13 protein-coding genes and 1 pseudogene are annotated in these 12,876 nt (G+C 42.4%); 2 read left to right on the top strand and 12 right to left on the bottom strand.

Annotated features, from left to right (window positions below; all coding sequences use genetic code 11):
- Positions 1 to 14: 14 nt before the first annotated feature.
- The 6 genes from tnpB to BQ5796_RS17235 form a co-directional block, all read right to left on the bottom strand.
- Positions 15 to 137, bottom strand: a complete 123-nt coding sequence (tnpB, locus tag BQ5796_RS18775; RefSeq protein ID WP_428839306.1) for an IS66 family insertion sequence element accessory protein TnpB — start codon at positions 135 to 137, stop codon at positions 15 to 17.
- Positions 138 to 154: 17 nt separating this feature from the next.
- Entirely contained in the window at positions 155 to 349 is a 195-nt protein-coding gene (locus BQ5796_RS01090) for a hypothetical protein (protein ID WP_071458581.1), read from the bottom strand.
- Between the two features lie 486 nt (positions 350 to 835).
- Complete coding sequence (locus BQ5796_RS01085) at positions 836 to 1,381, bottom strand: hypothetical protein (RefSeq protein ID WP_141769917.1); 546 nt, start codon at positions 1,379 to 1,381, stop codon at positions 836 to 838.
- A 57-nt stretch (positions 1,382 to 1,438) separates the two neighbouring features.
- Positions 1,439 to 2,200: a hypothetical protein gene (locus BQ5796_RS01080; protein ID WP_071458579.1), complete on the bottom strand. Its 762-nt coding sequence runs from the start codon at positions 2,198 to 2,200 to the stop codon at positions 1,439 to 1,441.
- Positions 2,200 to 2,631, bottom strand: coding sequence for a hypothetical protein (locus tag BQ5796_RS01075; protein WP_071458578.1), 432 nt, complete (start codon positions 2,629 to 2,631; stop codon positions 2,200 to 2,202). Before BQ5796_RS01075 ends, BQ5796_RS01080 begins: the two co-directional genes overlap by 1 nt.
- Positions 2,612 to 3,202 carry a ParA family protein gene (locus BQ5796_RS17235; protein WP_074033855.1) on the bottom strand — a complete coding sequence of 197 codons (591 nt, stop codon included), beginning with the start codon at positions 3,200 to 3,202 and terminating at the stop codon, positions 2,612 to 2,614. The genes BQ5796_RS01075 and BQ5796_RS17235 overlap by 20 nt, the downstream gene beginning before the upstream one ends.
- A 161-nt stretch (positions 3,203 to 3,363) precedes the next feature.
- On the opposite strand from BQ5796_RS17235, the gene BQ5796_RS01065 reads away from it, so the two are divergent.
- A complete protein-coding gene (locus tag BQ5796_RS01065; protein ID WP_071458495.1) occupies positions 3,364 to 4,725 on the top strand; it encodes an IS4 family transposase in 1,362 nt (453 codons plus the stop codon).
- On the opposite strand, the gene BQ5796_RS01060 is transcribed toward BQ5796_RS01065, so the two are convergent.
- The 3 genes from BQ5796_RS01060 to BQ5796_RS01050 all read right to left on the bottom strand — a co-directional run bounded on the left by BQ5796_RS01060 (position 4,688) and on the right by BQ5796_RS01050 (position 7,665).
- Positions 4,688 to 5,200 (bottom strand): AAA family ATPase, encoded by a 513-nt coding sequence (locus tag BQ5796_RS01060; RefSeq protein ID WP_071458576.1) that lies wholly within the window; start codon positions 5,198 to 5,200, stop codon positions 4,688 to 4,690. The two genes, BQ5796_RS01065 and BQ5796_RS01060, sit on opposite strands and share 38 nt — an antisense overlap.
- 155 nt (positions 5,201 to 5,355) lie before the next feature.
- On the bottom strand, positions 5,356 to 6,720 hold the full coding sequence (gene rlmD, locus BQ5796_RS01055) for a 23S rRNA (uracil(1939)-C(5))-methyltransferase RlmD (RefSeq protein ID WP_097678011.1): 1,365 nt from the start codon (positions 6,718 to 6,720) through the stop codon (positions 5,356 to 5,358).
- A gap of 78 nt (positions 6,721 to 6,798) precedes the next feature.
- Positions 6,799 to 7,665: a DNA-3-methyladenine glycosylase family protein gene (locus BQ5796_RS01050; protein WP_071458574.1), complete on the bottom strand. Its 867-nt coding sequence runs from the start codon at positions 7,663 to 7,665 to the stop codon at positions 6,799 to 6,801.
- Between the two features lie 112 nt (positions 7,666 to 7,777).
- Here BQ5796_RS01050 and dsdA point away from each other — a divergent pair.
- A pseudogene (gene dsdA / locus BQ5796_RS01045) lies at positions 7,778 to 9,038 on the top strand (D-serine ammonia-lyase).
- Positions 9,039 to 9,124: 86 nt separating this feature from the next.
- On the opposite strand, the gene pdaA reads toward dsdA, so the two are convergent.
- The 3 genes from pdaA to BQ5796_RS01030 all read right to left on the bottom strand — a co-directional run bounded on the left by pdaA (position 9,125) and on the right by BQ5796_RS01030 (position 12,742).
- Positions 9,125 to 9,931: a delta-lactam-biosynthetic de-N-acetylase gene (gene pdaA, locus BQ5796_RS01040; RefSeq protein ID WP_071458573.1), complete on the bottom strand. Its 807-nt coding sequence runs from the start codon at positions 9,929 to 9,931 to the stop codon at positions 9,125 to 9,127.
- A 722-nt stretch (positions 9,932 to 10,653) separates the two neighbouring features.
- Positions 10,654 to 12,216, bottom strand: a complete 1,563-nt coding sequence (locus BQ5796_RS01035) for a fumarate hydratase (protein WP_071458572.1) — start codon at positions 12,214 to 12,216, stop codon at positions 10,654 to 10,656.
- A 232-nt stretch (positions 12,217 to 12,448) separates the two neighbouring features.
- Positions 12,449 to 12,742 carry a hypothetical protein gene (locus tag BQ5796_RS01030; protein WP_071458571.1) on the bottom strand — a complete coding sequence of 98 codons (294 nt, stop codon included), beginning with the start codon at positions 12,740 to 12,742 and terminating at the stop codon, positions 12,449 to 12,451.
- Positions 12,743 to 12,876: the final 134 nt, after the last annotated feature.

Raw genomic sequence — 12,876 nt, 5'->3', positions numbered from 1 at the left:
CGGTTGGCAGGTGGCTACATTTTTAACTGCCGTTTCATACATTTTTTGCTTGCCAAATACACTTGAATCAGTGTTGCCAGTCCGTCAATGCCTTTTCGCATATCGGTTTTCCCACAAATGATATAAATATTTTTCACACTTGTATAGTCATATTTCACAGGTGTTTCAGCTCCCTCATTACCGTTTGTATCAAGTGCTGATCCACAGCGTTGGAAAAGGAGATTTCGACGTTAGCCGTTTTGATTGTGCAAACGTGACTTGTGGTAGCTGGTGAAACAGTGGATGGGCAGGAAACGTTATTTTCGTCATGTAATGTAACGGGGACAATCGTAAGTTTTTGTTGCAGCATAGGAAAAGCACCTCCCTTAGATGGATACATTCATCGTACCAGGAGGTGCTGCATGCTTATATGCGTTGTTTGATTGGGGGCTTACAATCTTCCTCATTAACGAAAGAGAATATTGGAATATACCAAGTAACTCATTAAGACAATCCTTGTCGTATTCATCGGCTGCAACTCCATATAAGTATTCTATTCTCAAAAACTTCGACGGTGATTCATCAAAAAAATAGGCGTAAGTCAAAACCAGATAAATCAGGCAAATGAATGAACCATTTTTTCTCCTATGGAGATAGGGATGGTGCAAACTGCTATATCAACGAAGAGAGAAAGGGCATAAAATAAGAGATGCACAATACTGAATAGGGATAATTTCATTGAATTGGACCTTAAACGGGAAGAGTAAAATCGGGGGTAAGGCAATAGATCACTATATTTTTGCCATGATAAAACACCCCATAACTTTTGGGGTGCACTACAGGCAAGAGGAGTATATTACAATAAAAAATCTATTTTTATGTCCTCCTTACTTCTTTTTGTTCTTGTAAGGAGATATTCATACAGTTCAAAAGTATTTTGACTATCTATTAGATTTTTGAATTTTTCTATTTGACCTTCGAATCCTTCAAAATACAAACTTTGATAGTTAGGATTATTATATATCATTAAGTATTCTTGATAATCCTTCATTGCCATCTTATCCTCAATTTGAGTTAGAACCTCATTCCAATTATTTATTCGTTGGGAATGTAGCGGCTTTTTCACAACTAATTCCTTGCTTTCTTCATCTTTTATTTGCTGAATAAATTGCTCGACCTCTAATTTAGCTTGAAAAAGCTCATTTCTTTTTTTATTATCCAAGTTTAGCAATATTTCAGTTTTATACTGACCATGCCGAGTTTTTCGATAATGAATCTTTCTTTGATACTGTTCTGTATCTTTCTTACTTTGTCTAAAATCTATTGCTTTTTTACCAACATAACCTACTAGAGCCACTCCCTCTGATATCTCTTTCCAGTTGTTTTTAACAAACTTCCCCACCTTTGGTCCTTGGTTTTTAACTGTATCAACTATTAGTTTTATCGGAATTTTAGCTATTCACTCCACCTCCAAATTGTTTATTTCAAAAGTTTTTATAAGTTTAATTAGTGATTGGGATCTTTTTTTACCGTATAAAATTATTAGCAGATCAAAGAGAACATAACTATCCCACTTTTTCAAACTTTCTCTTAGCATAAAAAATGTTAATAAAAACATTTCGTTTAAAGTTGCGGAAAATAAGTTAAAGAACTCTTGTTTATCAATAATTGTTTCTTTGTGTAGACTTGAAAAATATTCAACACTCATCACTGGCATATTTTTTGATTGTGAGTGTACAACTCCACTTAACTTATTATATAACGTATAGGTTCTTTCAATAGAATTGTAATAATCAGAGAATTTACCTCTATCTATGCTATTTTGTAAATCCTTTGTAAACTTTCTTTTAGTTTCTATAAATCGAAAATCTAAACTTTCAAAACTTAAGGTTGAATCTTGCCTCAACATAAGTTCCCTTTCTCTCTCTAAGACAAACCTAAAATTAGCTTCTTGAGCAGACCTTAATAATAATAAAGAACTTCTACATTGACCAGTTAAAAGTGCAAAGGTAGATTCTAAAAGTAAGGAGAAAGTCATATTATATTCAGCACCAAAATACCGCTTTGTCTCAGCTCTATTTTTCAGGTAATTTATCACAAAAATATAACCAAAAATTTTTTTTATTTCATCAACATTAGTAGCTATGAACGATTGTTTAATTCCTTCAATATTTTGAAGCTTCATAAATTCTTGTTTGAAAATACTTCTTAACTCGCTCATTACTTGTTACTTCCCTTATTTACTGAATTAAACCAACCTATAGTATCTGCTTCAATATTAGTCCTATTTTTTTTGTTTTCTTTATCACTAACAACCTTAATATTATCCTCGTTTGCCTTTTCTTTGAGAAATAGAATAATTAATTTTATAGATGCAGACATTCTCAGAAAGTCATATTCTGAGGAAATATCTTTTAGTAATCTTGAAGCAAGGTAAGGTCTTGATCTAAACAAATAATCATTATATTGTTGTTTGTATACTTTCAAAACAAAATTCTCTAAATCTCTATTTTTTTCAAATACTTCTCTACTTGAAATTAGTTCGAAAAGAAGCCCAAGGTATAAACTTTTAGTTTGCTCAGGAGTGTACTTATTTTTATTGATTAAGCTGAACTCATTTAAAAAATTTCTTTTACTTTCTGCTTCCTTCATATACTATCACCTCTTTCTTTCTTAGCGATATCCTTTCATAAATTTCTAAAATTGCTCTTGAGATTGAATTTTTTAAAGTGTCGTGTTTTGCTCCACTCTCGTTATATAAAGAAAACTTTAAGGGAACTGAAGAATGATACGGAATTTCCGTTTCAAAAAATTCAAGCGGAATATTATTTTTTAATTTTTCTTTCAATTTACCTTCAATGGTTATTTCGTGTGTTAATGTAAATATAACTCCTAATGGTTGTATATGTGGGCGTGCTAACTCTCTTCTATAAACATTATATAAAGTAGATATTGGAGACTTTTTTTCATAAAAAGTTGAGTTTACTAAATTCTCCAAAAGTCCAATACCTATACTCGAAAACAGGTCAACTTTACTTGGGATTATGTAGTAATCAGATGCAAATAAGCTTGCTTGGGTCAATATTGTCCAATTGGGAGGACAATCTATGAATATATAATCGTATAATTCTCTCAACCCATATTCTGTTATATGATCTTGTAAAACATTATGTTTCCCACTAGTATCGCCGGTCAAAGTCTCAAATAAATCTAAATTACTCAACTTTCGCACCGATATAAATCGATCCAACCGGCATCGTAATTATGTGTTTCTGCAATTCATTAGGTACCTTGACAATTGAATTGGACAAAAGAAAAACACCTCATCCTATGGTAAAGTAGAATTGTCGAAAAACCACTACCAATAGAAGAGGTGCCTCCTATATGATAGATCAAAACCAATCAAACAATCAACTCCCGAATGAATTGCGCTCGGTTTTTTCCGAGCTAGATATCTTTAGGCATCTTCGGAAGGCTGGTATCACCAAAGCCTTCGGCTTTTCCTGTTCGTACTTATTTCAACTGGTCTTCTGCCTAATCTTTCAACATAAGAATTGGTTTGCGCTGCTGAATTCGAAAAAAGCGGACTGTTATCCTGCGAAGGATGCCATTTATCGATTCCTTAATCAGCCAACATTCAATTGGCAGCGATTCCTTTTGTCGTTCAGCGCTTCAACCATCCAGAAGGTCGATTGTCTGACCGATCACACACGACCAAAGGTTTTCATTGTCGATGATTCGGCGTTCGACCGGAACCGCAGTAAAAAGGTTGAACTACTTGCCCGTTGTTTTGACCACGCATCATTGAAAATGAAATTCTACAAAGGGTTCCGGATGTTAACGCTCGGCTGGTCGGACGGTTCCACCTTCATGCCAATCGATTTTTCCCTGCTCAGTTCCAAGAAAGCACAGATTAACGGCATCTCATCGGACATCGATAAACGTACGTCTGGTTACAAACGCCGGATGAATGCGCTTCAAACGGCGCCTGAACAGATTCCGGACATGATCCGCCGTGCGCTTGCGAATGGTATCGATGCAAGCTATGTTCTGATGGACTCCTGGTTCACCTTACCTCCGCTTGTCCAAGCCATTAAAGGACAGGGATTGGATGTAATCGGTATGGTCAAAGAGACGAAGCAGCGGTACCTAGCGGGTGGACAACGGGTTTCGTTGAAGCAATTGTATAGTTTGGCGCAACCTATCCAGGGTAAAAAAGGAATTCTTCGTTCCATTCACTGTGTCATGGCTAACGGAACGTGCGTCAAGATTGTCTTCGTCCAAAATCGCAACAAGAGAAGCGAATGGCTGGCCATCCTCAGCACCGACAAAACCTTGACCGAACGGGAGATTATCCAGATCTACGGCATGCGTTGGGACATCGAGGTTTTCTTCAAGACGACCAAATCGCTGTTAAAACTCCAGAAGGAGTTCCAAGGGCGTTCCTATGATGGGTTAATTAGCCATACAACGATAGTATTTGCCCGCTATATTGTTTTGTCGTGGCAAAATCGCTGCAACACCGACCAACGCACACTCGGCGGCCTTTTTTATGAATTTTGTGATGAAGTAAATGAACTCGATTGGGCAGTTGCGCTCCAGCAGTTGATCGAGCTTCTTAATGATGTCCTGAAGCAGACCAATACGAAAATGAAAAAGCACATTGAATGTCAATTACAACTTTGGTTGGCCAATCTGCCCAGTTATATCAAGGCTTATTTGCCGATTTCACTCTGCGAAAGTTGAGTAAATTACCAGGAATCAAGTCTAAGTTTTCTTTTAAATTATAAATCAAAGATGGATTGTCTAACCCATCCACTATGCCTTCATATGTAAATAAGGTACGTACAGTCATTTTTTTGGTCTTTAACCGGTTATAAATTAATTGTGAAGAAAGTTCTCTTTTATACTCTTCATCAGGATTTAATTCCTCTTCATTATCCTCCTCTTGAGCTGTACTTGTTGCAATTACTTCATTATATTTCTCTATTAGTTCCTTATGTACGTCTGCTAATACATCCTGATCGATATTTTTTTTATGGTGCCTATACTGGTGGTTAAGTAATGCTTGCGTAGCATTAAATTGAGGGTCCATATCTATTACTAATACTGCTTTACCTTCTTTTGAAAAAGCATCCGCAATATTAATTGTAGCAGAAGTTTTCCCCACCCCACCTTTTAAATTTATAAAAGAAATGACTTCAGCATTCTTTACTTCCATTAAGAGCTCTCCTTTAATTTATAATATAATAGTTACTTTTTTACTTAATTATAACAATATAGGCAATTTAGGATATATTTATTTTCATACTTATTCGTATTCATTACAACTTCGTAAATCCTTCAAAGAACAAGAATAGGCAACAACCTCAAGGATTAGTTGCCTTCCTTTAAAATGAGTTGCGAGATACACTCCACATGACTCGTATGCGGAAACATATCAACTGGCTGGATGTAGGATAGCTTGTATTTTTTGCTTAGTGCGTCGATGTCCTTGGCCAGGGTGGATGGGTTGCAGCTGATGTAGACGATTTTGGCTGGCTGGACTTGCTGGATGGTCTGGAGCAGGGCGTTGTCGAGGCCGGTCCTTGGGGGATCGACGATGATGACGTCTGGCTTCCAGCCTTTTTTGACCCATTTTGGGAGTACTTCTTCGGCTTTGCCTGGGACGTACTTGGCATGGGTGATGCCGTGGCGCTTAGCGTTTTTCTTGGAGTCCTCGATGGATTCAGGGATGATGTCCATTCCGCGGATTTCCCCTGCCTGGTCAGCGAGCCAGAGGCCGATTGTTCCGACACCACAATAGGCATCTAGCACTTTTTCCGTACCGGTAAGCGCCGCTGCTTTTTTCGCCTCATTATATAGCTTGACGGTCTGTTCCGGGTTCAGCTGGAAGAAGGTGCGCGCGGACAGCTCAAATTGCAGGTCGCCTAAAGTTTCCTGGATGAAGTCGTTTCCTTGCAGCGTTTCTGTGCTTTCGCCAAAGATGAGCGATGTCTTCTCGCCGTTGATATTTTGGACGACGGAGACGACTTCCGGCAACGTTTCTTTTATTTCCGCAAGAATTTCTTCTTTGTTCGGCAGCTCTCTTTTCGTTGTAACTAGGACGATTTGAACTTCGCCGCTCGTGATGCCTGTTCGGGCAACGATGGTGCGGACGAGTCCCTTGCCTCTTTTTTCGTTATAGACGGTAATGCCATGTTTCTGCAGAATTCCCTTCACCACTTCGGTCGCTTTCAGCGTTGCGGGGTGCTGGACGGCGCACTGCTCGATGTTGATGAGCTTATGCGAGTTCATGCCGTAAAGGCCTGCGAGAATCTTGCCGCCCCTCTCGCCTACCTGGAACTGGCTCTTGTTTCGATAGCCCCATGGATTGTCCATCCCGATCGTTTCGCGGATGTCGAGTTTGTCGACTGCTAGCTTCGTATGGCGCTCGAGAGACTGGATGACAATATCGCGCTTTTCCTTCAGCTGCTGGCTATAATGAAGATGTTGGAGCTGGCAGCCGCCGCATTCCTCATAAACAGGGCAGACTGGTTTCACACGATGCTCAGAAGCTTTGCGGATTTTCTTGATTTTTGCTTCCGCAAACTTCGGGTGCACTTTTGTTACTTCCGCTACAACTTCCTCACCCGGCAGCGCTCCAGGTACGAACACGACTCGGCGCTTGAAGTAGCCGACGCCTTCTCCGTTGATTCCAAGCCGCTTGATCGTCAGTGGAAAGGTTTGGCCCAATTCCACAACAACAGGCTGGTTCTTTTCTTCTTTTTTATAAAAAGGCTTTCTAGCTTTTCCGTTCAATTTCTTCACTCCAGTATATTATTCAATGCTTCTCCATAAATAAAGCGAGGCGTAGCTTAAGTAAGGTTCCCACGGCTGCTTCCACTGCTCCATTTCGGGCACGCCAGGCTTCTTCTCAAGATTGTACAGCTTTTTCAGGGCGTTCTGGATACCGATGTCTGCAAGCGGGAAAAGATTAGGCCGGCCGAGACCGAACATCAGGAAGTTTTGCACCGTCCATGGGCCAACACCGCGGATTTTCAAAAGCGCTTTCTCAATCTCCGCGTCCGGCCTCTCTTTCATTTCTGAAAAATCAAGTTCGCCTTCCGCTGCCAGCTTCCCGATGCCAATCACGTATTCAGCCTTTCTTCCGCTGAACTGCAGCTCGCGCAATTCCTCCACCGTCAATGCGGCCACTGTTTCTGCATCAGGATAAAACCAAACATCGTCCACTTTTTCCCCGTAAGTGTGGACAAATCGCTCTGTCAGCGTCATGGCAAACGACAGATTGAGCTGTTGATGGATGATGCATTTCATGAGGCAGCCGAGGGGCTCAAAGTCGAGCACAAGCGGCGTCCCGTAATGCTCGGCAAAAATCGGTGCTAAATCGGTTGCCATGAAGTGGGAATGGACTTTCGCAAGGTCGACATCCCAGCGGAAAACTTCCGCCACTCTTGCAATCGCCGCTTCCTTTAAAGCTTCTTCCCTGCCGCTTATCATGAACGAAGGCTCTTCCAGCGTTCCGATGCCTTTTACTTCAACAGCCTGCTTTCGACCGTCAATTATTACCGGTATCTTTACCGTTCTATTTTCAATATCGACAACGTGCAGCGGATCAAGCTGCAATCTGTCACAAGCTAAATCAAAGTTGTATGGTCCAGGGATGCTTACAGTTTCTTGCCACATCTTTCTCCCCGCCTTTTTCAAGTGATTTTCCCGTATTATAGCAGATTGTGGCTATTTTTACGAAAAAGGGGCAGGAAATAACGCTTCTGTGGCAAACAGGTAAGGGATAAGGATGGTGAATATAATGAAAGATTTAATTGATAAATGGCCTTTTCTTGAAAAAGTTGCAGCCGCGGAGGAAGTGTTCTGGCGCAATCCGCGATATGAACAAGAAGCGGAAAGTTTGATAACAATGAACGACGTCCTTGATGCTGAAAAAAGGCTTGCGCGGTTTGCACCGTACATTGCTGCTGTTTTTCCAGAAACAGTACCTGCCCGCGGGATGATCGAATCTCCGCTTCGAACGATAAAACCAATCCAGGAAGTTGGCGGCAACTTGATGCTGAAATGCGACAATGTGCTGCCGATATCCGGCTCCATCAAAGCACGCGGAGGCATCTATGAAGTGTTGAAACACGCCGAGACACTGGCTTTCGAGCATGGCCTCCTAAAGGAAAGCGATGATTATAGCATGCTGACAGACGATTCCTTCGCTTCTTTTTTCTCCAACTATAGCATCGCCGTTGGCTCGACGGGCAATCTTGGGCTTAAGCATCGGCATTATGGGAGCAACACTCGGGTTCTCTGTCACTGTCCATATGTCCGCTGACGCGAAAGAGTGGAAAAAGAAGCTTCTTCGTGAAAAAGGCGTTACCGTGATGGAATACGAGGATGATTACAGCCTTGCCGTCGAGGAAGGGCGAAAGCAAGCAGCGCTCGATGAAAACACGTATTTTATCGATGATGAAAACTCTCGTGACTTATTTCTAGGCTATGCTGTGGCAGCAATCCGGCTGAAAAACCAGCTGGAAGATGCAAGAATCGCTGTCGATGAACAACACCCTCTATTTGTTTACCTTCCTTGCGGTGTAGGAGGTGGACCAGGCGGTGTCGCATTCGGACTGAAGCTACTCTACGGCGAGCCATGCATGCTGCTTGGACTTGCGACAGAACTGCATGACAAGATATCCGTTGGGGACATTGGCCTCGACAATGTAACCGAGGCGGATGGACTTGCTGTTGGCAGACCATCAGGGTTTGTCGGCAAAACGGTGGGCCATCTATTGAGCGGCTGCTATACCGTTTCTGACAGAATTCTATTCCGGCATCTCGGTACGATTTTTACATCAGAGGGCATTTTCCTTGAGCCTTCCGCTGCTGTTGGACTGAAGGGTCCTGTTATGCTTACGCGTGAAAAAGAAGGGCAGGATTACATCCGCGCACAAAAGCTATGTGGCAGAATGAAGAATGCCACACATCTCGCTTGGGCAACGGGCGGCAGCATGGTGCCTGAGGAGATGAAAAGAGAATACCTCGCGAAAGCAAAGGGCTAGTTATAGGTTGAGATACCGTCTGATCTCTCGAAATTCCTCTAATAATACAACTATTGGTGAAGAGAAAACCACCCCGTGCGGAGTGGTCAGTACAACATCGGCTCTTTCAGCGTTTCTCTGAGCGTATAATCGTCCAAACTCTTAAAGGTGTAACCTTGCTTCTTTAAATCGCGAATTACCTTTTCCAATGCATCCGCATTGTCTTTTGAGACAGAATGAAGAAGTAGGATTGCACCTGGGTGGATTTGCTTCATGATATTATCGTAGGAGTAGCGCCAGCCTTTTTGGGAATCTGTATTCCAGTCGACAAATGCAAGTGACCAGAACACATGGGTATAGCCAAGCTCCTTCGCAAGCGCCATCGTACGCTCGCTGAACACGCCGCGTGGCGGCCGGAGATAAGCCATGCCTTTTTGGCCTGTTAGTTCTTCCGTTTTTTCGCGGACGCTTTCGAGTTCTTTTCTTAGTTTCGCGTCGCTTGTTTGAGTCAGATCAGGATGGTGCCAAGAGTGGTTACCGATGATATGGCCTTCCTCCGCCATCCGGATGACTTGTTCTTCGGCGCTTTCGAGATAATGTCCTGTGACGAAAAAGGCGGCAGGAACTTTCTCTTTTTTCAGCACATCGAGGACTTTGTCGGTATAACCGTTCTCGTAGCCATTGTCGAAAGTGAGGTAAATGTCTTTACGCTCTGGTGAGCCTTTGTATACTGCGCCATGCTTGTCGAGAATCTTTTCAAGCGGCTTTCCAGCGTCGGCAGGCTGCCCATCCCTCGCCTTCTTAAATCCCCAATGGATTGGCTTGTTGGGGTGTGATTGTGCCCCGCTCGCTAGCGGTGCCATGCCGGCAACGCTGATAGCCACAGCCGCAAAGAGTGATAAAAGCAATCTCATATCTCTTCATTCCTCCAAAACTTTCTTGTGAAATTTCCCTTATTATTTGTCACCACGAGAAAAATAAACAGGAAAAAAAAAGGGGGGAGAGATGTTGTGATAAAGCACTAAAGCGTGCCTGACCCCCGGTACGGTGAATCGCTAAAGCGTGCCTGACCCCCAGTGCGGTACAGTGATAAAGGGAAATCAATTTGTAGGTTCACGAAACAAAATTCTCCCCCAAACCCTTAAAAATTGTCATTTTGATTGGTTTTTTGAGGAATAAAGGATGGCTTTTGATGAGGGGCCATTATTTTTTGGAATAGAGAGCTTCTGTAACCGATTACACACGTAACTCTGCTCTTGTTGAATACGTCTCAAATTGGGATATCAACGGTAAACGGCGATTTATCTACGGTAAAATGCAATTTATCTACGGTAAATCCCCGTTTATCTACGGTAAACAGTAATTTATCTACAGTAGCTTCCTCTTTGATTCCATATTATCTTTAATCTGTAAATACAGCAACAGATCATCCCTGATAGTTGGTGCGAAAATCAACAACGACTAAAGCTTGCTTCGCTCAACTAAAGCGTGCCTGACCCCCAGTGCGGTGAATCATTAAAGCGTGCCTGACCCCCAGTGCGGTGAATCATTAAAGCGTGCCTGACCCCCGGTGCGGTAAAGCGTTAAAAAAAGACAAACTCGCCTTAAATCGAATTTGTCCCCTTACAAATCTCTATTATTTAAATACTGGCTCTTTAAAGGTTGCGAGCTTTTCTAGTGATGACATTTCAATATCCTTATGGAGGCTGTTTCCGTGGGAATCCATTGTGACAACGGCTGTGAAGTCTTCCACTTTCAAATGCCACATTGCTTCTGGAATTCCAAACTGCATGAGATCTACACCTTCTACGCTCTTGATGCAATCTGCGTAATATTGGGCTGCCCCGCCGATTGCGTTCAAATAGACGCCGCCGTGTTCGCCAAGCGCTTGGAGCGTCTTCGCGCCCATGCCGCCTTTGCCCATGACCGCACGAATACCAAACTTCTTCATGATATCGCCTTGGTAAGGCTCTTCCCTGATGCTTGTCGTTGGTCCAGCAGCTTTCACACTCCAGTTCCCCTCATCATCCTTCAGCATGACAGGACCGCAATGATAAATGATCTGCCCGTTCAAGTCGACAGGCGCATCGTTGTCCATCAAATATTTATGGATGGCATCGCGTCCGGTATACATTATTCCGGTAATTTTCACGACATCACCCACTTTAAGAGAGCGGATTTGCTCCTCGGTAATCGGCGCAGTCAATGTTACTACCTTTTCTTCAGGCGCTTCCGCTGCCGCTGCGATTTCCGCTTTTGCCGGTTCTACATCGCTCTCGTCAAAGCTGATTTTTTCTCCTTCTTGATATTGCCAGCTCATGATTTCTCCAGTGTCTGCAGCAATATTTACACCAAGGCGGCGGAAAGCCCAGCAATTATACGCAACCGAAACGAAAAAGCTAGCCGGAATCCTGTTCATTACACCGATTTTGCAGCCCAAAAGCGTCGTTTCCCCGCCGAAGCCCATTGTTCCGATTCCAAGTTCATTGGCGTGCTCCATAATATATTCTTCAAGCTTCCTCAAATCGGCATTCGGATTCACGTCATCTACTGAACGAAAAAGCTGCTCCTTCGCCAAATCGTAGCCGGAAGAACGGTCTCCGCCAATTCCAACACCAATGAATCCAGCGCTGCACCCTTGCCCTTGTGCCTGATAGACGGAATGCATAATGCACTTGCGGATACCGTCAAGGTCGCGTCCAGCACGTCCGAGACCTTCCAATTCAGCCGGTAGGCTGTATTGGATATTTTTATTTTCACAGCCGCCGCCTTTTAATATCAAACGAGCGTCTACATAGTCATTTTCCCATTGTTCAAATTTAATCACAGGTGTCCCTATTCCAAGATTGTCGCCGCTGTTATCCCCAGTCAGCGAATCAACTGAATTCGGACGGAGCTTCCCATCCTTCGTCGCCTGGGCGATCGCCGCATAGATTGCTTTTTTCATCACAATCGTATTCGCGCCAACAGGCACCTTGATCTTAAAGGTTGGAAGACCAGTATCCTGGCAGATTGGCGAAACATTTTCATCCGCCATGCGGATATTCTTTGTGATCGTTGCCAAACTCATTGCAGAGCGCGTCCCCTCATTTTCACGCCCCTTGGCAGCTAAAATAGCCCGCCTAACGTCCTTTGGCAAGTTAGTCGAAGTTTCAACAATCAGCTCGTATATGCTATCCTGAAACTTTTCGATATTCATTTGTATACCCCTCTCCTCATATCTCCCCGTGTTGTTCGTCAAGCAGTTTTTGTGAACAGTATATAACAATTTCCGATTCCAAGTATACTCCTATCGCGACAGTATTAAAAGATATATGATGGAATCGTTTACAAGAAAAGCAGGTTTTTTAAGAAAACGAAAAAAGTCCCTCACTATAAAAAGGACTTTTCAGTAGATTCTTATCGCTTTCTTCCCGTAACAACGGCAAAGATTAAAAAACAAAAGGATAAGGCATGAAGACTAATTCCATAAAACCGATAGCTGGCGCGAATCGTGGATGTTCAGGATTGCTATCCATAAAATATCCGTTTGCTGTTGGATAGAGGCAGGCCATGATGAAAGACACCATGGAGAGAAGTAACAGGAGCTTTCCAACGGTTGAATGCTTATATTTCGCGAATGTATAAACTAATAGACTTATATAAGCTAAAGCTAAAACTAAAAGAAATAAGTATAAGGTTAAATACTCAGGTAAATAAGCAAAATCACTTGTATTAGCGAACAATATAATTTCATCTCCTTTCCTAAAAAAGAAGCTTCTATAATTTAGGTAATTTTACAGAACAGGGGTTATTATACAATAACTGATTTGTAAAATACAGATACTAAACTTCAATAAAAAAACCGCCAACTTCTCCA

Source organism: Bacillus massilinigeriensis (assembly GCF_900111815.1).
In the GTDB taxonomy this organism is placed as follows: Bacteria; Bacillota; Bacilli; order Bacillales; family Cytobacillaceae; genus Mesobacillus_C; species Mesobacillus_C mediterraneensis.
The sequence above is the reverse complement of the archived record's forward strand: the minus strand, read 5'-3'. Positions and strand labels throughout refer to the sequence as shown.